At 43.4% G+C, this 20,134-nt stretch carries 18 protein-coding genes; 10 read left to right on the top strand and 8 right to left on the bottom strand.

Annotated features, from left to right (window positions below):
- The first annotated feature begins 324 nt into the window (after positions 1 to 324).
- The 5 genes from rpsG to AACU33_RS23345 all read left to right on the top strand — a co-directional run bounded on the left by rpsG (position 325) and on the right by AACU33_RS23345 (position 5,605).
- Positions 325 to 795, top strand: a complete 471-nt coding sequence (gene rpsG / locus AACU33_RS23365) for a 30S ribosomal protein S7 (RefSeq protein ID WP_096591012.1) — start codon at positions 325 to 327, stop codon at positions 793 to 795.
- Positions 796 to 930: 135 nt separating this feature from the next.
- Positions 931 to 3,009 (top strand): elongation factor G, encoded by a 2,079-nt coding sequence (fusA, locus tag AACU33_RS23360; protein ID WP_096591010.1) that lies wholly within the window; start codon positions 931 to 933, stop codon positions 3,007 to 3,009.
- 22 nt (positions 3,010 to 3,031) lie between these two features.
- Positions 3,032 to 4,261 carry an elongation factor Tu gene (gene tuf / locus AACU33_RS23355; protein WP_096591008.1) on the top strand — a complete coding sequence of 410 codons (1,230 nt, stop codon included), beginning with the start codon at positions 3,032 to 3,034 and terminating at the stop codon, positions 4,259 to 4,261.
- A 167-nt stretch (positions 4,262 to 4,428) separates the two neighbouring features.
- Complete coding sequence (gene rpsJ / locus AACU33_RS23350) at positions 4,429 to 4,746, top strand: 30S ribosomal protein S10 (protein WP_010998474.1); 318 nt, start codon at positions 4,429 to 4,431, stop codon at positions 4,744 to 4,746.
- Positions 4,747 to 4,954: 208 nt separating this feature from the next.
- The gene (locus AACU33_RS23345) at positions 4,955 to 5,605 is read left to right on the top strand and encodes an LON peptidase substrate-binding domain-containing protein (RefSeq protein WP_096591006.1); all 651 of its coding nucleotides are present in this window, start codon (positions 4,955 to 4,957) and stop codon (positions 5,603 to 5,605) included.
- Between the two features lie 19 nt (positions 5,606 to 5,624).
- Here the strand turns inward: AACU33_RS23345 and pheA are convergent, their stop codons facing one another.
- Complete coding sequence (gene pheA, locus AACU33_RS23340) at positions 5,625 to 6,494, bottom strand: prephenate dehydratase (protein ID WP_096591004.1); 870 nt, start codon at positions 6,492 to 6,494, stop codon at positions 5,625 to 5,627.
- A 435-nt stretch (positions 6,495 to 6,929) separates the two neighbouring features.
- Here pheA and AACU33_RS23335 point away from each other — a divergent pair, with 435 nt between their 5' ends.
- A complete protein-coding gene (locus AACU33_RS23335) occupies positions 6,930 to 7,517 on the top strand; it encodes a DUF1997 domain-containing protein (protein WP_096591002.1) in 588 nt (195 codons plus the stop codon).
- A gap of 96 nt (positions 7,518 to 7,613) precedes the next feature.
- Here AACU33_RS23335 and AACU33_RS23330 read toward each other — a convergent pair whose 3' ends face one another.
- The 4 genes from AACU33_RS23330 to AACU33_RS23315 all read right to left on the bottom strand — a co-directional run bounded on the left by AACU33_RS23330 (position 7,614) and on the right by AACU33_RS23315 (position 14,041).
- Positions 7,614 to 8,273 (bottom strand): ribonuclease HII, encoded by a 660-nt coding sequence (locus AACU33_RS23330; protein ID WP_096595359.1) that lies wholly within the window; start codon positions 8,271 to 8,273, stop codon positions 7,614 to 7,616.
- 8 nt (positions 8,274 to 8,281) lie between these two features.
- Positions 8,282 to 10,360, bottom strand: a complete 2,079-nt coding sequence (locus AACU33_RS23325; protein ID WP_096591000.1) for an Rne/Rng family ribonuclease — start codon at positions 10,358 to 10,360, stop codon at positions 8,282 to 8,284.
- Positions 10,361 to 10,911: 551 nt separating this feature from the next.
- Positions 10,912 to 13,566, bottom strand: coding sequence for a TIGR03960 family B12-binding radical SAM protein (locus tag AACU33_RS23320; RefSeq protein WP_096590996.1), 2,655 nt, complete (start codon positions 13,564 to 13,566; stop codon positions 10,912 to 10,914).
- Positions 13,567 to 13,738: 172 nt separating this feature from the next.
- Positions 13,739 to 14,041, bottom strand: coding sequence for an STAS domain-containing protein (locus tag AACU33_RS23315; protein WP_096590994.1), 303 nt, complete (start codon positions 14,039 to 14,041; stop codon positions 13,739 to 13,741).
- A 470-nt stretch (positions 14,042 to 14,511) separates the two neighbouring features.
- Here AACU33_RS23315 and AACU33_RS23310 point away from each other — a divergent pair, with 470 nt between their 5' ends.
- Together AACU33_RS23310 and AACU33_RS23305 are read left to right on the top strand one after the other, a co-directional pair.
- Positions 14,512 to 14,709, top strand: coding sequence for a hypothetical protein (locus tag AACU33_RS23310; protein WP_096590992.1), 198 nt, complete (start codon positions 14,512 to 14,514; stop codon positions 14,707 to 14,709).
- A gap of 208 nt (positions 14,710 to 14,917) precedes the next feature.
- Positions 14,918 to 16,090, top strand: a complete 1,173-nt coding sequence (locus tag AACU33_RS23305) for a pyridoxal phosphate-dependent aminotransferase (protein WP_096590990.1) — start codon at positions 14,918 to 14,920, stop codon at positions 16,088 to 16,090.
- A 60-nt stretch (positions 16,091 to 16,150) separates the two neighbouring features.
- Here AACU33_RS23305 and AACU33_RS23300 read toward each other — a convergent pair whose 3' ends face one another.
- Positions 16,151 to 16,513, bottom strand: a complete 363-nt coding sequence (locus AACU33_RS23300; RefSeq protein WP_339376236.1) for a hypothetical protein — start codon at positions 16,511 to 16,513, stop codon at positions 16,151 to 16,153.
- Between the two features lie 281 nt (positions 16,514 to 16,794).
- Here AACU33_RS23300 and clpS point away from each other — a divergent pair, with 281 nt between their 5' ends.
- Entirely contained in the window at positions 16,795 to 17,076 is a 282-nt protein-coding gene (gene clpS / locus AACU33_RS23295; protein WP_096590988.1) for an ATP-dependent Clp protease adapter ClpS, read from the top strand.
- A gap of 64 nt (positions 17,077 to 17,140) precedes the next feature.
- Positions 17,141 to 17,971 (top strand): CPBP family intramembrane glutamic endopeptidase, encoded by an 831-nt coding sequence (locus tag AACU33_RS23290; RefSeq protein WP_096590986.1) that lies wholly within the window; start codon positions 17,141 to 17,143, stop codon positions 17,969 to 17,971.
- Here AACU33_RS23290 and AACU33_RS23285 read toward each other — a convergent pair.
- Both AACU33_RS23285 and AACU33_RS23280 read right to left on the bottom strand, forming a co-directional pair.
- Positions 17,968 to 18,603, bottom strand: coding sequence for a pentapeptide repeat-containing protein (locus tag AACU33_RS23285; RefSeq protein ID WP_096590984.1), 636 nt, complete (start codon positions 18,601 to 18,603; stop codon positions 17,968 to 17,970). The two genes, AACU33_RS23290 and AACU33_RS23285, sit on opposite strands and share 4 nt — an antisense overlap.
- Complete coding sequence (locus AACU33_RS23280; protein WP_096590982.1) at positions 18,600 to 19,991, bottom strand: DICT sensory domain-containing protein; 1,392 nt, start codon at positions 19,989 to 19,991, stop codon at positions 18,600 to 18,602. The genes AACU33_RS23285 and AACU33_RS23280 overlap by 4 nt, the downstream gene beginning before the upstream one ends.
- Between the last annotated feature and the right edge of the window lie 143 nt (positions 19,992 to 20,134).

Below are 20,134 nucleotides of genomic sequence, written 5' to 3'. Positions count from 1 at the left end.
GACAAACAAAGGGTATTCGCGATCGCAGCATTAGTTATACTTCTTGTATCTGTATCAACAAATCAAGTCCTGCACTAAGCGAGCAAGTGTAGGAACTTTTGATCCGAATTGGATAAAGTGACAGCAACGCTTTAATCTAGATATTAAGGTTTATTAATGTTGTCGCCTTGTTTATCTGGTGTCAGGTAACAAGTGAATTATGTTTACCTGGCTGCATCTGTAAAAGAAAAATTGAGGAAGTTTGAGCGGCGGTTCGTACCGCTTTTAGTTTCCGGTGTCTGATAGCATATAATTTCGTTGCCAAAACCGAATTAAGGGTGAAGTATGTCTCGTCGTGGTGTTAGTCAAAGGCGCCCAGTTCCGCCTGACTCAGTTTATAATAGCCGCCTCGTTAGTATGATAATGCGGCGGGTAATGCGTCATGGAAAAAAATCACTGGCCGCACGTATCGTTTATGATGCCCTAAAAACTATTGAAGAACGCACGGGTAATCCGGCGTTAGAAACCTTTGAAAGAGCAGTGCGCAATGCAACGCCGTTAGTAGAAGTGAAGGCCCGCCGGGTGGGTGGAGCCACTTACCAAGTACCAATGGAAGTGCGTTCAGAACGAGGTACAACCCTGGCACTACGTTGGCTGGTACAATTTTCTCGTTCTCGCCCCGGACGGACAATGGCTGGCAAATTAGCCAATGAGTTAATGGATGCTGCCAACGAAACCGGAAACGCTATTCGCAAGCGGGAAGAAACACACCGCATGGCGGAAGCTAACAAAGCCTTTGCTCACTATCGTTACTAAATTTATGAAGCGATATATCGGCATAACAGCGATATATCGCGGATTTTCAAAAAAGACGGTTTTCCGTAAAAGTATAGAATCTTAACAAAGAGTAATATACAAGATATCATGAGGCAAAAACTATAGGAGGCTACTGTGGCACGTACGATCCCGCTAGAGAGAGTACGCAATATCGGTATTGCGGCGCATATAGATGCGGGCAAGACAACAACAACAGAGAGAATATTGTTTTACTCTGGGATAATTCATAAGATTGGCGAAGTCCACGAAGGAACCGCCGTCACCGACTGGATGGAACAGGAGCGGGAGAGAGGTATTACCATCACTGCTGCTGCTATTAGTACCAGCTGGAAAGATCATCAAATTAACATTATCGATACTCCAGGTCACGTTGACTTCACTATCGAAGTTGAGCGCTCCATGCGTGTGTTGGATGGTGTAATCGCCGTATTTTGTTCTGTAGGTGGTGTACAACCCCAATCGGAAACAGTGTGGCGTCAAGCAGACCGCTATAAAGTGCCGCGGATAGCCTTTATTAACAAAATGGATCGCACAGGCGCGAACTTCTACAGAGTTCACGAGCAAATGCGCGATCGCTTGCGAGCAAATGCTATTGCCATTCAACTGCCAATTGGTAGCGAAACCGAATTTAAAGGCATCGTTGACCTGGTACGGATGCGTGCCTATATTTACAACAACGATCAGGGAACAGATATTCAGGAAACTGAGATTCCCGCCGACTTGCAAGAGCAAGCAGCAGAATACCGCACCAAACTCATCGAAGCGGTAGCAGAAACCGATGACGATTTGATGACTAAGTACTTCGAGGGCGAAGAACTTACAGAAGCGGAAATTCAAACTGCACTGCGGAAAGGAACAATCGCAGGTACGATTGTTCCAGTACTTTGTGGTTCAGCCTTCAAAAACAAGGGCGTACAGCTGATGCTGGATGCAGTTGTAGATTACCTGCCAGCACCAATTGATGTCCCCGCAATTCAAGGCACTTTGCCTAACGGTGATACCGTTGAACGTCGGGCTGATGATAACGAACCTTTATCAGCTTTGGCATTCAAAATTATGGCTGACCCATACGGTCGCCTAACCTTTGTCCGCGTTTATTCTGGCGTCCTGAAGAAGGGTAGCTACGTTCTCAACGCAACCAAGAATAAGAAAGAACGGATCTCCCGCCTCGTGATTTTAAAAGCAGATGAACGGCTAGATGTCGAAGAAATGCGGGCAGGAGATTTGGGCGCAGCGTTAGGTTTGAAAGATACCTTGACAGGAGACACCCTAAGTGATGAAGGTGCGCCAGTCATACTGGAATCTCTATTCATCCCTGAGCCTGTAATCTCGGTGGCGGTTGAACCCAAAACCAAGAACGATATGGATAAATTATCCAAGGCGTTGCAATCCCTCTCAGAAGAAGACCCGACTTTCCGCGTCAGCGTCGATCCTGAAACCAACCAAACAGTGATTGCAGGGATGGGAGAGCTACACCTAGAAATTCTCGTAGACCGGATGTTACGTGAATTTAAAGTGGAAGCAAATGTGGGTGCGCCCCAAGTAGCTTACCGCGAAACAATTCGTAAACCAGTCTCTAGAGTTGAAGGTAAATTTATCCGTCAAAGTGGTGGTAAGGGTCAATACGGTCACGTTGTGATCGATTTGGAACCAGGTGAACCAGGAAGCGGCTTTGAATTTGTTTCTAAGATTGTGGGTGGTGTGGTACCGAAAGAGTACATTGGCCCTGCCGAACAAGGAATGAAAGAATGCTGCGAATCCGGGATTTTAGCTGGCTATCCACTCATTGATGTGAAAGCCACTTTAGTTGATGGCTCTTACCATGATGTAGACTCTTCAGAAATGGCTTTCAAAATCGCCGGTTCTATGGCATTGAAAGAAGCGGCACACAAAGCTTCGCCCGTCCTGTTAGAGCCTATGATGAAAGTCGAAGTCGAAGTTCCAGAAAACTTCCTGGGCGATGTCATGGGCGACCTCAACTCCCGTCGGGGACAAATTGAGGGTATGGGATCTGAGCAAGGTCTTGCTAAAGTGACTGCTAAAGTCCCATTGGCAGAAATGTTTGGCTACGCCACCGATATCCGGTCTAAAACCCAAGGTCGGGGCATCTTCTCAATGGAGTTTAGCCACTACGACGAAGTGCCTCGCAACGTGGCTGAGGCAATCATTGCAAAAAGCAAAGGGAACGCTTAATTAAAAAAGGAAACGAGCATTCATGGCACGCGCAAAGTTTGAAAGAACCAAACCCCACGTTAACATCGGTACTGTTGGCCACGTTGACCACGGTAAAACAACATTAACAGCAGCTATCACCATGACCTTGGCAGCTCTGGGCCAAGCTGTAGCTAAAGGCTACGACCAAATCGACAACGCACCAGAAGAAAAGGCGCGGGGTATTACCATCAATACAGCTCACGTTGAGTACGAAACCCAAAATCGTCACTATGCTCACGTAGACTGTCCCGGACACGCTGACTACGTGAAAAACATGATCACTGGTGCAGCGCAGATGGATGGAGCCATTCTTGTAGTTGCTGCTACCGATGGCCCTATGCCCCAAACCCGCGAACATATCCTGTTAGCAAAACAGGTAGGCGTTCCCAGCTTGGTTGTCTTCTTAAACAAAGAAGACTTGATGGATGACCCAGAACTCCTAGAGCTAGTAGAACTAGAACTGCGTGAACTGCTTTCTAGCTACGATTTCCCTGGTGACGACATCCCCATTATCAAAGGATCTGGTCTCCAAGCTTTAGAAGCAATGACCAAGAATCCTAAGACCCAGCGTGGCGAGAATGAGTGGGTAGATAAAATCTACGAATTGATGGATGCTGTAGACTCCTACATCCCCACCCCAGAACGGGCTGTCGATCAACCCTTCCTGATGGCGGTAGAAGACGTATTCTCCATCACAGGTCGTGGTACTGTTGCTACAGGCCGGATTGAACGCGGTAAAGTTAAGGTCGGTGATGTGGTTGAGTTGGTGGGTATTAGAGACACCCGTAACACCACCGTCACTGGTATCGAGATGTTTAAGAAGAGTCTCGATGAAGGTATGGCAGGGGATAACGCAGGTGTACTACTGCGCGGTATCCAAAAGACCGATATTGAACGGGGTATGGTGTTAGCTAAACCCGGTTCGATTACACCTCATACTCAATTTGAAGGTGAAGTCTACGTTCTGACGGAAAAAGAAGGTGGTCGGAAAACACCATTTTTCTCTGGCTACCGTCCCCAGTTCTATGTACGCACAACAGATGTAACTGGCACAATCCAAGCCTTCACCTCTGATGATGGCAGTACGGCAGAAATGGTAATGCCAGGCGATCGCATCAAAATGACTGTAGAATTGATCAACCCAATTGCGATTGAGCAAGGGATGCGCTTTGCGATTCGTGAAGGTGGTCGTACCATCGGTGCTGGTGTGGTTTCTAAGATCATCAAATAGCACTTTTTGATCCTCATCAAAAGGAGCAGAGATAGGACAATAAGTCTCTGCTCCTTTCTCTTCCCTTTAGAGAAGAAGTATAGGGTAAAATTATTATCCTGGCTCTTATCAATTCTTTATTCTTCAGTATCCATTCCTCTAATTAATCAGAACCTAGAAAACTAAAGATGGCAACTCTACAGCAGCAGAAAATTAGAATCCGCTTACAAGCTTTCGATCGTCGCTTATTGGATACATCTTGCGAGAAGATTGTAGACACCGCTAACCGCACTAACGCCACAGCTATCGGGCCAATTCCTTTACCAACAAAACGTAAGATCTATTGTGTGCTGCGATCGCCTCACGTAGATAAAGATTCCCGCGAACATTTTGAAACTCGCACCCATCGCCGAATCATTGATATCTATCAGCCTTCTTCCAAAACTATTGATGCGTTGATGAAGCTGGATCTCCCATCCGGGGTAGACATTGAAGTAAAACTTTAAAGTCAACAGTCAAAAGTCCATAGTCCAGAGTAATTAACTTTCACCTTGACCATTGACTCTTGACTCTAGTAGTAAGATTTACATTGCCCTGAAGTAATCCATCTCAGGGCTTTTTATTTAGCTAGAAAACAAATGATAGAATGTAAACAAATTACGGGAGAAGCAGAGCATTTTAAATCTTAAAGATTATCTTTATACCTAAGTAACTATGGCATCCTCTTCTAGAATTGCAGTTCGCGAACTACCTCTGTTCCCGTTACCTGATGTAGTTCTTTTTCCTAGCAGACCCTTACCCCTGCATATATTTGAATTTCGCTACAGAATCATGATGAACACGATTCTAGAAAGCGATCGCAGGTTTGGCGTTTTGATGGTCGATCCAGTCAAAGGCACGATTGCAAACGTTGGTTGTTGTGCAGAGATTATTCATTACCAGCGATTGCCAGACGATCGGATGAAGATGTTAACTTTAGGGCAGCAAAGATTCCGGGTTCTAGAATATATCAGAGAAAAACCTTACCGAGTGGGTTTAGTCGAGTGGATTGAAGACCAGCCACCAACCAAGGATTTGCGACCTTTAGCTTCGGAAGTAGAGCAGCTGCTACGAGATGTTGTGCGTCTTTCAGCTAAGTTAACCGAACAAAACATTGAGCTACCAGAAGATGTCCCCGATCTACCCACAGAATTATCTTATTGGGTAGCAAGTAACCTTTATGGTGTTGCCGCAGAGCAGCAGTCATTATTGGAAATGCGCGATACGGCGGCTCGTTTAGAAAGGGAATCAGAAATTCTAACTTCTACACGCAATCACTTGGCAGCCCGTACTGTTCTCAAAGACACATTTAACCAGAAGCTGTGAGTTAATAGTCAACTGGCTGTTATGTTGCGATCGGGAGAATATTGTAGCTACCAAAAATTTTTAAGATTTCAGTGTAGCTGCTTAATTCTGCCAAAGCGGATTGCATTTTTAGTGTATTTGCATCTGCTTCTAAATCGATAAAAAATAAATATTCTCCGAGAGAACGCTTTGTTGGACGAGATTCAATCCGACTAAGGTTAATCCCTAGTTGTGCAAATATCTGCAAGGGTTTAACAAGTGCCCCAGGTAGATTCGCAGGTAAACTAAAAGCCAGCGATGTATGAGTAGTATTTGTCGAAGATGTGTGGTGTGAATTTTCTGTTTGAGCTTGACTAACTACCCAAAAGCGGGTGCAGTTTTCTGGGTGGTCATTTATAGCAGTAGCAAGTATAGGTAGATTATAGAGTTCAGCTGCTCTCATAGATGCGATCGCCGCAGATGTGATGTCTGGTTTAAGAAGCTGCAATGCTTCGGTTGTAGAATTGCTGGGAATCAGCTGCACAGTGGGGAGAAAGCGCCCTAACCATCCTTGACATTGAGCCAAAGCTTGGGGATGTGAATAAACAGTTTTAATACTCTCTAAACTTGTCGCGCAAGAAATTAAGGTATGGGTAATGGGCAAGACTAAAGCCAACTGAATTCGTAAACTATCCAACAACCATAGTGTATCCATTGTCATGGTCACACTGCCCTCAATAGAATTTTCCACTGGCACAACAGCTAACTTGGTCTGTCCTTCAGCAATGGCTTGGAGTGATTGGGCAATGCTCGGATAAGGACATAAAGTAGCTTCAACTCCTGTGGTTTGCTTCAGCCAGTTAGCATAAAAAACGGCTGCTTGCTCTGCGTAAGTGCCAGGAGGTCCTAAATGTGCGATCGATAATGTCATGCTTTAGCCTTGAGGTACAATTTTGATTAAAAATACAGGTACAGAGTTCGGTTTTTACTTTTGAGAAATTTGATTAAAAATACAGGTACAGAGTTCGGTTTTTACTTTTGAGAAATTACACTCTAACAACTAGATTTCCTGAAATACATTGCGTTTCACTTTTCTCAAATCTTTCACAAGATTGATGAATAATTGTAATATTTAATATTTTCCTTCTCTTACATATTATTTCTATTTTGTCAATAATTAATTTCGATGATTGCTTGAGATATTTTTCTAACTCAAGATACTCATGAGATTATCAAGTTCTACCCATAAACGATAGTTTATGAGCAACAATAATTTTTATAATCAAAAAAGAGTTTAAACTTTTTTGCAACTAAATTTAGTTTTTTAAAAAATATTAAAATTAAACAACATACATATTTATCACTCATGACTACCCGGTTTACAGCTTCTCAATCTGTTGAAATAGCAGTTCCCAAGCAGCCTATTCCCATTCAGCACTACTTACGTCAACCCCAACGTCTAGTTCATGCTTTAGTCGATCCGAATCGCATTCAGCAGCTTTCTGAGGAAGTATTTCGATTAAAAATGCGTCCTCTAAGTTTTTTGTCACTGAGTATTCAACCAACTGTAGACATGAGAGTATGGGCAGAATCTCATGGCACTATTTATTTGCGCTCTGTCGGTTGTGAAATTTTAGGTATTGAGTATATTAATCAACGTTTTGCTCTCAATTTAAAAGGCTATCTATCACCATCTCAAATTAGCACGGGGACTCGTCTACAAGGCAAAGCCGATTTAGAAGTAGAGGTGGAACTACCACCCCCATTTTCCTTTACTCCTAAACCGATTTTAGAAGCTACTGGTAATGGTTTACTCAAGAGTGTACTGTTGACAGTAAAGCAACGACTGCTACATCAACTGTTAGCAGATTACCGCCGTTGGGCGATTATTCAAACAAAAGAACAAGGGCTTAATGATGACAGTAAAGAGTTACCAATTTTGAATATAGAGTAATAGTTCAATGGTTTAGTATCAAGCAAAATAGTTAATACCCTACCTTTGAACATTCTCTAATTCAAGACAGCCGAAGAATGCAGGGCTTTTTCAGTATTAAAATTGGCAAGGACGAAAAGACTTGCGGTGCAATGGTGATAGGCCGTATTGTTGCAGTGCTAGTAAATGCTTTTGGCTACCATAACCTTTGTTACGTATAAGATCGTACATTGGGTACTTTGATGCTAGACGCAGCACCAGTTCGTCCCGCCAAACCTTAGCCACTATACTAGCTGAGGCAATATTGAGCGATCGCTCATCTCCCTTAACTATTGTTTGTTGCGGTAATAGCAAGTCTTTTACCAACTGATTACCATCAATTAAGCAGAGTGCAGGCTGTACTTTCAGTTTTAGCACAGCCCGCTTCATCGCCAACAGTGTTGCCTGCAAAATATTGAGGCGATCGATTTCAGCAGTAGAAGCGAAGCCAATCCTCCAATCTATTGCTGATGCACAAATTTGTTGTGCTAGTTGCTTTCTGCGAGAACTAGACAGCTTTTTACTATCTTTAATTTTAGCTGCTAGCAGTTCTGGCAAAGCACAATCGGGTAGTATGACTGCTGCCGCAACCACAGGGCCAAATAAAGCACCTCGTCCTACTTCATCCACACCTGCTATGCCGGAAGTACCTGATAAGGCAGACAATTCCAGCCAATTCAATTCGCTTTGGGGTGGAAGCAACCAACTATCTGCGGCAGTTTGCTCTGTCTCCATCATCATTTAGCTTAACTATCTTCTGTTCCATCTACCGCAGAAGAGCGACGACGACGGCGACGGCTGGCGGAAGAAGCGCTACTGGCTTCGCTTTCATCTGCAAGCGCAGTGAATCCTGATGGTTCAATTACTGGTTGGGGTGAAGATTTCGGTTCTAGATCGAGTTGTGGTGTAGGCACTTTGACTACAATGACTTCACTGCTGGTTCTGTCGGGGCTAGCAGCATCTAACGCTGGTTCTGGAGGCTGAGTTGGAAGTTGCCCTGGTTGAACAATATTAATAATTACAGACTTGGGATTTTTCACTTCCCTATCTAACTTCACCAAGGGAGAAACTCCCATTAAAGCAAAAACATCCTGCTCTTCTAGGGTCATTTCTACAGTTCTAATCTCCGGTGGTTCTACCACTGGTTTGACTGGCTCTGCTTTAGTAATTTTAGTCCGTTCTGCTCTGTCAGTCCAAGGTTGTTTGTTCAGATTTGGTGCAGGAATTTCTGGTGTTGTAGCTAGTTCGCTATCTGCATCAATATCCAGATCTGACTCAGTACCAAAAGCTAGAGGATTGCTAACCACCCGACCTTCATCTTTGCCATTCGCGCCACCAATGCCAATCCGACTGCGACGAGTACGGGTACGGCGCTTATCACGATCGCTCAGTTCTTGATAGCTGGGATGATTCATCAAATGCAAAGCACCCAAATCAGCTTCGCTATCGAATGATTCCCCAAATCCATCGTAGCTTTCCCGTGGTTCGGGCGTGCGCGCAACTGGCAGACGCGGTTCTCGTGGTTCTCGATGCGGCAGAGATACGAAACGCTCAGGAATTTCTGTTGGTGTGGGCAATCTGCTTTCAGTTTCTCCAGGCAGACGCACTGTATGTCCTAAACCACCGCACGTTGGACAAGTGTCCCCAAATAATTCGTAAATATTTTGACCTTGGCGCTTGCGGGTAAGTTCTACTAAACCCAGTTCGGTGAGTTGGGCAATTTGCGGACGAGCTTTGTCTGCTTTCAGAGCTTTGTTAAAGTGTTCCAGAACTTGCAGTTGATCGCGTCGCGATTCCATATCAATGAAATCTACAACGATAACTCCAGCAATATTCCGCAGACGCATCTGACGGGCAATTTCTGTGGCGGCTTCGCAGTTAGTCCACAGTACTGTTTCTCTGGCTGTTGCCGATCGCGTAAATGAGCCGGAGTTAACATCTATGACTGTTAATGCTTCTGTAGGCTCAATGATAATGTAGCCTCCAGAAGGTAAGTCTACCCTAGGTTTGAGGGCTTCGCGAATCGCGGCATTAATGCGGAAGTATTCTAATATTGGCGAGCGATCGCGATGATGGTCAATTAACAATCCCTGCGGTGTTTGTCCACCACTCCAGTTTTGCAAATACTGTTTTACTCGTTTCAAACCAGTACTGGAATCGACCACAATGCGATTCACATCTGCGCCGTACATATCTCGCAATACGCGCTGAATAAAATCATCGTCTCGATTCAGCAATGCTGGCGCGCGGGTAGAATGAGCTTCTTGTTGAATAGCTTCCCATTGCCTTTGCAATAGTTCTAAATCTTCAATAATTGCTTCTTCTGGCTTACCCTCCGCTTCTGTACGCACCAGTAAACCCATGCCGGCGGGTTTGATTAAAATTGCCAGTGCCCGTAGTCGGTTACGTTCGCTTTCACTCTTAATCCGCCGGGACAAATTCACACCCCTACCATAGGGCATGAGGACTACATAACGTCCGGGCATGGTGATATTACCTGTAAGCCTTGGGCCTTTTGTCCCCGTTGGCTCTTTCATCACTTGCACCAACACTTTTTGCTGTGGTGCTAATAATTCTGTAATAGCTGCTGCTGTACGTTTGAGCTTTAACGGCCCCAAGTCAGTTACATGAATAAAACCGTTACGCTCTGGGTCGCCAATATTCACAAAAGCTGCATCGATACCTGGTAATACATTTTCTACTACACCTAGGTATATGTCACCGATTTGGTGATGACCTGTGGCTACAACAAGTTCTTGTATTTGATCTTCTGAAAAGACAGCAGCAATTTGATGCTGTTCCGCGATAATAATTTGCTTTGGCATTCAATTTCCTCAAAAATTGGCAGCACTAACTGGTAAAGGAGGTTTGTGATGCCTCTCGCCCCTGTAATCCTTAAAAGGTGGTGCTGGTAATAAAAATTGTGAATCTAAGCTCAGAGTTAGAGAGCTATTGATGTTGTGATTGCGTTTACACGCGCGATTATTCCAAAAAGGCTGCATATGTTTAAGCAATTGCATCAACCATCTGTGGTTGATTTTTGATGCTATACCTTCACCCTTAAGGTATTAGGTATCGAGCAGTTGTTTTAAAAGCATAGAGGAAGAGTTGCCGACGAGCTTGTTATTAATTACTAAGTTCACTAAATAGCTAAAGAGAGAGTGTGTTCTTTAACCTGCCTCAGTTTTTCTGGGATAAAATCCTAGAAGTTGCACTCTAATATCTTTGCTTTTGACCCCTAACAGGGTAGTGAACCAGCTGATTCAATGCAGCGCCAGAAAATTTCTCTTCATCTCATTCTAACGCAACCTTGCCAAAAATCAATTCCCACGATGTACCACATTAGGGCAACTACTAGCAAGCTACCCTTGACGGATTATATACCCAAAACTAGCCGTTCGCGCTGGATATGCAACAAAATAAATTCTGTGCCAGCCACTATTTCTAGCATAAACAGAATTTGCTCGGGACGCAACGACACACCATCTGGACGACAGCTACCCACATAACGCAGTCTGGCTGTAGACTCAGTTTGAGTATTATTAGTTGCTACTAATTCCAGTTCAAACAAGCGATCGCGCAGATTTACTACCTGATGCTTACCTGACTTGGTAATTTGTTCCCAGGCAATTTCTTCTTTGGCTTGAATTTGCTCAATCCAGTTTTGCCATTGTGCAGGTGTTGCAGTTTCATTAGCTGAGACGGTAATTAAATACTCTGCTGCGACAATTGCCTGGCTAGCTGCGGGAGCTTTTAAATCTAAATGCACGACATCATATATAGGTATGTCTGTGGGCAACTCCCGAGCAAGATTTTCTCGAAAAGTATCCACGTCCATTACCTGAGTTAACTCAAAATCAACAATTTCACCCTTGCTAGTCGCACCCAAAGCTAAGGCATTAGCTACAGAAATCCGCGGAGTTGGATGAAAACCACCAGTAAAAGCCACTGGTAAGCCTGCTCGTCGGACTACGCGGTCAAATAAGCGCAGCAAATCTAAGTGGCTGACTAAAGCCATATCTCCCTGTTTCCCAAACCAAACACGCAAGCGTTGTATTTTGGTGGTATTGGGCACAAACTCACCCGCGAATTCGGGTATAGGCGGTGGCTCAATGACGATGTTGTGACCAAAATCAGTACCACAGACACCGCAATGAGAACAACCTTCAAAGGAACAGTCTGGTACTATTGCGGCTTCTAGGGCACGTTGTAAATCTTCTTTCAGCCACTGTTTGTCAATGCCCGTATCAATGTGATCCCAAGGTAAGGGAATATCGAGGGAGTAGGGTAAGCCAGATGAGGAGGATAATACTTCTCCATCTGTCTCATCTTCCTCTGTTTCACTGCCTTGCTGCTTAACAGTATGAAATAAATTCCATTCACCTTTTTCTATTTGACGGTATTTCCAGTCCAAATCTGCTTCCGCGATCGCTTTCCCCCAAGCTGCAAAAGCTTTATCTACACTGTCATACCAAGAATCCATCCCTGCACCCAATTCCCAAGCCCGCCGGACTACTTTTCCTAAAGAGCGATCGCCTCTGCCAATAAAGTCTTCCATTGCCGAAATCCGGATATCAGTAAAATTTAGTTTTACTCCCCTGATTCGGCGGAATTCTTGCCGTAGAAGCTTTTGCTTGCGCTCAAATTCAGCAGTAGAAACTGAGTGCCATTGAAAGGGTGTATGGGGCTTAGGAGTAAAGTTAGAAATTGTCAAGTTAAAGTTTAGCGGTCTTCTGCCTTTTCCCCTACACTCCCGCTGTAACCAACTTACCGTTTCTGCAATGCCGATAACATCAGCATCAGTTTCACCAGGTAAGCCAATCATAAAATACAACTTGATTTTATCCCAACCTTGCTCCCAGGCTGTTTTTACACCCCTAAGCAATTCTTCATTGGTCAGTCCTTTATTGACAATATCCCGCATTCGCTGGGTTCCAGCTTCAGGGGCAAAAGTCAGTCCTCCTTGCCTTGTACCACCAAGGATGTTAGCAATATTTTCATCAAATCTGTCTACCCGTTGGCTAGGAAGCGACAGGGTTATATTTTCATTTTTTAAACGATTTTTAATTTCCATCCCGACTGCGGGGAGGGATAAATAATCAGAGCAACTCAGGGATAGCAAGGAAAACTCATTGTAACCTGTCTCCCGCATTCCAGTTTCAATGGCTTCCACTACCTTCTCTGGTGCGACATCCCTTGCTGGTCGAGTGAGCATTCCGGGTTGGCAAAAGCGACAACCACGGGTGCAACCACGGCGAATTTCAATTGTCAAGCGATCGTGTACTGTCTGGACATAGGGAACTAGCCCTATAGAATAAGCTGGTATAGGTGTAGCAACTCGCCGCAGAATTCTTTTTGGCACATCTGGAACTAAGGGATGAACTGAACCATCCTCTGCCATCCCATAAAACTGGGGAACATATACCCCTGGTATATGTGCCAAGTCCAGCAGCAATTGCTTACGGTTCAATCCTGCTTGTTTTCCTTGTTCCAAAACCATACCAATCTCTGGTAATAGTTCTTCACCATCTCCCAAGGCGATAAAGTCGAAGAAGTCAGCGTAAGGTTCAGGATTGGATGTTGCTGTCTGTCCTCCAGCAAAAATTAAGGGGTAATTACCCTCTGTCCGTTCTTGCCATGTTAAAGGTATGCCCGCCAAATCCAACATTTCTAGGATATTGGTCGCTCCCAGTTCATAACTGAGACTAAAACCTAAAATGTCGAATTCTGTTAGCCAGCGCTTAGACTCGACAGCAAACAACGGTGTATTTGTTTGTCGTAGTTTCGCTGACAAATCTTGACCTGGTAGGTAAGCGCGATCGCATAACTGCCGCGGCTGGGCGTTTAAGATGTTATAGAGAATGATATGTCCTAGGTTGGACGATCCAACTTCATATACTTCTGGATAGGTTAATACCCAGCGTATTGTTGCTGTTTCCCAAGGTTTGTGTACTGCTAAACGCTCATTACCTAGGTAACGCGCTGGCTTTAAAATATCTGGTGTGATTAATTTTTCAACTGCAACAGCCACTGTGCTATCTTCTAGCTCACTTAATTACAGCTACTCACCTCCAACGATAGCATTGATTAGGTCTCTATACAGAATTGTTTACGGCAACTTACAATTCTGTTACATAATTTTTCCTCTACTTGATAGCAGTATTGTTTGCCTGCATCAGTTTATACTGCTATTACTGAGGATATCAAACAATCTCAAATACCCGATCGAGTTGTGTTAACTCAAAAATAATTCTAATAGAGCCAGAAACAGAGCACAGCTGTAAAGTTCGTCCTAAACTTCCAGCTAACTTGAGTGCAGATACTAATGCCATCAAACCTGCACTGTCTAGGGATTCCACTGCTGCCAAATCCACTAACAAGATAGAGGTATCATCTTGCGTTAACGCTGTAGTCAGATCCCGTTCAAGTTCTAAAGCGTTGGTGGCATTTAAGCAACCTTGGGGACGAATAACTGTAATTTTTGGACATTTAAGTACCGCTTGCATAAAGAAATCCTAATTAAAGTTATTGAACCATAAAGCTTAGATTTATTTGAACATAAACTTTTTTTCAGAACATCGGCCATTTGTCTTAGGTTTCTTTGCTGAATCTTTATTGCTTTACCACCTCTGTTTAAAGATTGTCATAAATACTAGAGAAATTGTATGTAAATATACTTTTTTTTCTGGGCAGTTAAAAAACAATCAACATAGCAAGCCAAAGAACAAAATCAACATCCGTAGGTATGCGGAGTGAGCTATTTTTATTGAAAGTGCAGTCTGATTTAAACTAAGGTTAGCTATTAGGTAAAATTCCTTGTACCCTGTGCTTAACAGCGGCAAATGTTGAGCTTGATGGGAAAAATATATGGAGATACATTGTGATCCAGATCACAGTTGTATAGGTATTTAGATCACTTTTTATACCAGACTATATCTTGGATAATTAATAGCAAATAGAAATTGGCCGATCTTTTATGAGAACTACGCACGTAATTCGTCAATTGGTAGAAAAGGCGCTTGATATTAAAAAATTAACCCCTGAAATTGAAAATGAAATCAATTTAGAATTGACACAAAGGGGTTACATATCTGATGTTGATTATGAAGCTCTAGAATTATTAATGGCAGAGATGGATGCTGGGCGAATTAAGTTAGTTCCGAGTTTAGGATAGTAATAAACTATCGCTCAACAGAGCAACTTTTATCTCCATCTAGAGTTATATAACTTAAGGATTATTAACATAATCTTGGTAAGATCAAAGCACTGATAACTAGGTTGATACCATCGCGGGTATTTTTTTGCAAGTTGAATATTTATTTCCCTCCTCTGGCGTAAACTGTGCTAATGAGCATCAACATTTGCATTAGTAACAAGTCGCCATGCAGTTCGCTAAACGCCTAGAAAAAATTCCTCCCTATCTGTTCGCTGAGATTAACCGCAAAGGAAATGAACTTGTAGCCAAGGGAGTTGATATTATCAATTTGGCGGTGGGCGATCCAGATAAACCGACTCCAAATCATATACTCCAGGTAATGCATGAGGCGATAGATGACGCCTCCACTCACAACTATCCACCTTATCAAGGTACTCAAGAATTCCGGGAAGCAGCCGCTAAGTGGATGGAACGACGGTTTGGAGTAGCCGATTTGAATCCGAATACAGAGGTTGTTTCTTCTATTGGTTCCAAGGAAGCGATTCACAATACTTTTTTAGCCTTTGTGGAGGCGGGAGATTACACTCTAATACCAGATCCGGGTTATCCTGTTTACCGGACTTCGACGATATTTGCTGGTGGTGAGTCTTTTACAATGCCGCTGAAGGCAGAAAACCAATTTTTACCCGATCTAAATGCGATTCCTGAAGAAGTTGCTCGCAAAGCCAAACTGTTGTGGGTAAACTATCCTAATAATCCTACAGGGGCATTGGCAACACTAGAATTTTTTGAGGAATTGGTAGCTTTCTGCAAGCAGTACGATATTTTGCTGTGTCACGATAATGCTTACTCAGAAATGGCGTACGACGGCTATAAACCGCCCAGTGTGCTACAGGTTCCAGGCGCAAAGGATGTAGCGATCGAGTTTCACAGTCTGTCAAAATCTTACAATATGACTGGTTGGCGGATTGGTTTTGTAGTCGGAAATGCCCTCGGTATTCAAGGCTTGACACAGGTCAAAAGTAACGTTGATTCTGGAGTGTTTAAGGCAATACAAGCCTGTGCGATCGCGGCTTATTCTACCAATGATGAAGAACTCCAATCTGTAATTTCTGTGTACCAAAATCGCCGAGACATCATCGTTAAAGGACTGCAATCTCTAGGTTGGCCTATTCAGCCGCCACAAGCAACTCTTTACGTTTGGGTACCTGTTCCCTCAGGATATACTTCCGCTGAATTTGTCAACTTACTACTTGACAAATGTGGTATTCTTGTGCCTCCGGGTAACGGTTATGGAGCAGCTGGAGAAGGCTTTTTTCGGATTGCTCTAACTGTAGCTGATGAACGAATGCATGAAGCAATTCAACGCCTTAAGAACGCCAATATTCGCTACGCTTAATCAAGGTATGGGGCTTAGGGCATGGGTATTACTTAATTTCCCCCTTGTCTTCCTTCTCTGCTAGCTCTTACTCCCTAATTCCTCTTGATATCCCTGCCAGACCAAGTTTATAAACTGATGGAGTTGCTGCTTAATAGCTGAGTCTGGTTCATTTTTGGGTTCTTTGACCAAAACCTGACTCAATATCGTTATGACTTCGGTATCTAGGGCTGGGTGAAATAAATTTACAGGCCATAATAAGTCAGACGCATCGCGTAAGTCAGTTATCTGGGGTGGTTCCAGAGTAAAATTGACTAGCACTAAAGGACGTACCCAGCATAATTGGCGGGAGATGACGACTTGGATAACTTCTGCATAAAGATTCATGTCGCCATGCTTTAAAGACACAATTTGTCCTGGTTGAAAGTCTAGGCTCATGTCCATAATCACGCAGCTTGAGGCAGCAAGAATAATATTGTAGTTACTTGAATGTTAAAACTGAGAGTGGGCTATTCTGAGGAGAAACAGCAGTAACATTAGGTTAGCACTTTTGCACCTACTATTTTTTGATTGTACATTTCCCAAGCAATCAAACGCAGTCAGCAAAAATTTTTCCTGCCACGGCATCTGTATGTAAATGCTATAGAATAGGTAAATAACTGTTAAGCGATCGCACTTACAGGGACTTTGTTGTAGTAAATCAACGGAAAAAAGAGCAAAGAGCAGTGTCAGTCGAAACCATTGAGAAGCGTTCCACATCCCGCAAGCTCGCGCCTCGGTATCGCGTTTTGCTCCATAATGACGACTACAACTCTATGGAGTACGTGGTACAGGTACTAATGACCACAGTGTCGAGCCTCACCCAGCCCCAGGCTGTTAGCATTATGATGGAAGCCCATACTAACGGGCTAGCTTTAGTGATTACTTGTGCTCAGGAACACGCGGAATTCTACTGTGAAACTTTGAAAAGTCATGGTTTGAGTAGCACGATTGAACCTGATGAATAAGTATGCGTCATAAGTTATGAGTCTACATCTAGAATGTTGAGTTATAACTGCTGACTTATATAGCATGAAAATTAACCTTGTCCATCTAGCTCAACACCCTGCCCCTCTTAGGCTGGGTTGTTTTATTTTGGCTTTACTATTGCTATGGTTGCCGTTCGCTACACCAATTTACTTACTAGTGCATGATTCTAACTTAGTAAGTATCGTGACAATGTTATTGCTATATGTAGAGTTTATTTTTCTATTAAAGTTATGGGGTAAGTATGTTTACCAAGAGCCTCATATACTACAGAGTTATGGCTTAGAAATTTCTAGACACAACGGCGTAGATTTACTGCGTGGTTTGGCTATTGGACTAATTAGTGTATTAACGTTATTTGGCTTGCAAGGTTCTTTAGGTTGGTTGGTGTGGCAACAACCTCATAGTTTTTTACTAAAAGTAGTTTTAGAAGGTTTAATTGTGGGTTCAGGGGTAGGATTTGCTGAAGAGTTGTTATTCCGCGGTTGGTTGTTGAATGAATTGCAACGGAATTACAGCCCACGTGTTTCTTTATGGACAGATGCAATTTTATTTGCTGCGTTGCACTTTATTAAACCACTAGAGGCAATTATTCACACATTGCCACAATTTCCAGCTTTAGTACTTTTGGGGTTAACGCAGGTATGGGGAAAGCGTTGGCGTAGAGGACGCCTTGGCTTACCCATTGGTTTACATGGTGGTTTAGTTTGGGGCTATTACATTATTAATGTTGGTGGATTAATTAAATATTCTGGTCAAGTTCCTGATTGGGTTACTGGAGTAAATAATAATCCTTTGCAAGGTCTAATGGGGGTTTTATTTATGAGTATATTGGCTTTGTGGATGCGACAGAGAACAGTTAAGAATTTTCATTAAACTATGTCAACAACTGTTCCCACTACACAAGCTTTATCCAAATTTACACCATTCAAATTCGCACCTTCCAATTCCGCACACAATAAATTTGCACCACTAAAATTCGCTCCTGCTAAGTTTGCTCCGCGTAAGTCGGTTTCTTCAAGATTTGCTTGACTCAATAATGCCCCTTGCAAATCGGCGCGTGTCAAGTCTGCACCTTTTAGATTTGCTCCTGTCAGATTAGCACCGCGCAAGTCAGCGCTTCGCAAATCGACGCCTTGCAAATTCACATTCATTAAATTGGCACCACTTAAGAAAGCACCAGCTAAACACACATCGCTGAGTGTCGCACCCATGAAGTTAGCACCACGTAAATTGCTACCGCGCAAGTCAGCACCTGTCAAATCGGCTTGCATGAGGTTTGCTCCCATGAGGTTTGCCCGTAAGTCAGTAGCTTGGAGATTTGCTCCCATTAAATTCGCACCTTCTAGATGCCCACCTTCGAGTTTGGAACCACGGAAATTGGTGCCAACAAGGGTAGCGCCTGCAAGATTGATGCGGCTCAAATCCAGCTGACAGAGTTCCTCGTCTTCTAAATCTGCTCCTGGCAGTTGTTTAATATTTCCTGATTTAATGGCTTCGATATTCATTGTGGGTAAGTACCAATCTCCTCACTAGTCTTACTTTGACTATCCCATCGGGAATCAATTAGCCACATTCCAGCAGTGACTTTAGTTTCTATTAAAGGTAAGTCGAGTCCCTGTTGCAAACCCATGACTAACAAAGATAGGGTATCTAAAAGTTTAGGGTCAAAGCGAGTTGATTGTTGTTTGCACTCATCTAAAGCTTGAGTAAAAATTTCCTCTCGGCTGATTTGGGAAGATTTTTTCTGGTTGACTCGCCATTGAAAGTCTGCGACTAAGGCTAAAATTCTTGACTCTAGGGGAATTTCGTCTCCAGCTAAACCGGCTGGTTCTCCTGTACCATCCCACCACTCTGTTTGATGAGTAATAATTTGAGCAACTGCTCGTAACCTGGGCATGGTTCGCAATACTTGTGCGCCTGGTACTAAGGGACAGCTTAAAGGAATACTGGGTGTTTCTTCGTGATAACGTGTAGAACTAGGTACAAGAACGCTTTCTGCTTTCTGTAACGGATCTATGCGGTGTAATAAAGCAGCAAGACGTAATCTTTTAATCTGCCATGCCGGGAGATTTAACAGCTGACCAATTGTTTCTGAGAGGGCTACAACTTCCGCCGCTGCCATTGGGTTGTTGATATCAGCCAGATCCATCAATTGCGCCATCCGCAAGAATGCCTGGATTTCATTAGAAACCAAGTTGCGATCTAGCACTTGTTGACGCGGCGCTGTGGGAAGAGATAAATTTTCTTGCCCTGTTTGCAGGTAATCTACAACGCGGGAGACTACTGCACTCAAGTCTTCTGGAGTCACAAGACTTGGCTGAATCGAATCTTTGTGAGCCGTCAGCTTGTCCGCTAATTGTGGATTGTATGGTCTAATATGAGCGATCGCTAATTCTGCTGTTTCTCTAACTAACTCTGGCTCGAATGTCCATAAGCCATAGAATTTACGCTCTACATCGGATGCAGGTAGCCCAGCACTACCATAATCAGCTTCTGATAATTCTTGACAAATTACCATTGCTGTGTATTTAGGCGAGAGAATAATTAAATGCCATTCCTGGGCTACCGGATCGGCTGGATCTAAAGCTACCAAGTCTACATTAGATAGTAAGCTGGTGGGATGTTCGGCAAAGCCTGCATCGGGGGCTGCCATAATTACAATCTCATCGCTGTATTTGGCGATGTCTGCATATCTTTCTGCTTCCTGAAGATACCATTTACCTTGTTGGAAGGCAGTAATTACTAAGGGTTTGCCATCGTCTTGGAGGATGTGGTCTTCTAAGGCATGACACAGGGCAACTAGGGTATTTTTGTAGTACACCCCGAATCTAATTGGTCTACTACTACGGCGATGAATACTTTCTAATTGTTGGAGTATAGAGCCTTCTAACATGGGGTTTAATTAAATGCACCGCGGAAGCGGAGAAGATAAACAATCTTAAATGTGTGACTATAACTCTTTTAAGTTTACTTTTTGAGGTACGAATTACGCTACAGACCAGAAGTATTGTTGTTTATGAATTACGTTTAATGTGA

Source organism: Calothrix sp. NIES-2098 (assembly GCF_963875125.1).
Lineage (GTDB): Bacteria > Cyanobacteriota > Cyanobacteriia > Cyanobacteriales > Nostocaceae > Aulosira.
This window is presented reverse-complemented; position numbering and strand designations above follow the sequence as displayed.

Excerpts from the sequence above, each read along its gene's own strand:
- rpsJ (WP_010998474.1), top strand. The coding sequence starts at position 4,429 with ATGGCAACTCTACAGCAGCAGAAAATTAGAATCCGCTTACAAGCTTTC.
- pheA (WP_096591004.1), bottom strand. The coding sequence starts at position 6,494 with ATGACATTATCGATCGCACATTTAGGACCTCCTGGCACTTACGCAGAG.
- rpsG (WP_096591012.1), top strand. The coding sequence starts at position 325 with ATGTCTCGTCGTGGTGTTAGTCAAAGGCGCCCAGTTCCGCCTGACTCA.
- AACU33_RS23310 (WP_096590992.1), top strand. The coding sequence starts at position 14,512 with ATGAGAACTACGCACGTAATTCGTCAATTGGTAGAAAAGGCGCTTGAT.
- AACU33_RS23285 (WP_096590984.1), bottom strand. The coding sequence starts at position 18,603 with ATGAATATCGAAGCCATTAAATCAGGAAATATTAAACAACTGCCAGGA.
- AACU33_RS23305 (WP_096590990.1), top strand. The coding sequence starts at position 14,918 with ATGCAGTTCGCTAAACGCCTAGAAAAAATTCCTCCCTATCTGTTCGCT.
- AACU33_RS23290 (WP_096590986.1), top strand. The coding sequence starts at position 17,141 with ATGAAAATTAACCTTGTCCATCTAGCTCAACACCCTGCCCCTCTTAGG.
- AACU33_RS23280 (WP_096590982.1), bottom strand. The coding sequence starts at position 19,991 with ATGTTAGAAGGCTCTATACTCCAACAATTAGAAAGTATTCATCGCCGT.
- tuf (WP_096591008.1), top strand. The coding sequence starts at position 3,032 with ATGGCACGCGCAAAGTTTGAAAGAACCAAACCCCACGTTAACATCGGT.
- AACU33_RS23330 (WP_096595359.1), bottom strand. The coding sequence starts at position 8,273 with ATGATGGAGACAGAGCAAACTGCCGCAGATAGTTGGTTGCTTCCACCC.
- AACU33_RS23325 (WP_096591000.1), bottom strand. The coding sequence starts at position 10,360 with ATGCCAAAGCAAATTATTATCGCGGAACAGCATCAAATTGCTGCTGTC.
- AACU33_RS23300 (WP_339376236.1), bottom strand. The coding sequence starts at position 16,513 with ATGGACATGAGCCTAGACTTTCAACCAGGACAAATTGTGTCTTTAAAG.
- AACU33_RS23315 (WP_096590994.1), bottom strand. The coding sequence starts at position 14,041 with ATGCAAGCGGTACTTAAATGTCCAAAAATTACAGTTATTCGTCCCCAA.
- AACU33_RS23335 (WP_096591002.1), top strand. The coding sequence starts at position 6,930 with ATGACTACCCGGTTTACAGCTTCTCAATCTGTTGAAATAGCAGTTCCC.
- AACU33_RS23345 (WP_096591006.1), top strand. The coding sequence starts at position 4,955 with ATGGCATCCTCTTCTAGAATTGCAGTTCGCGAACTACCTCTGTTCCCG.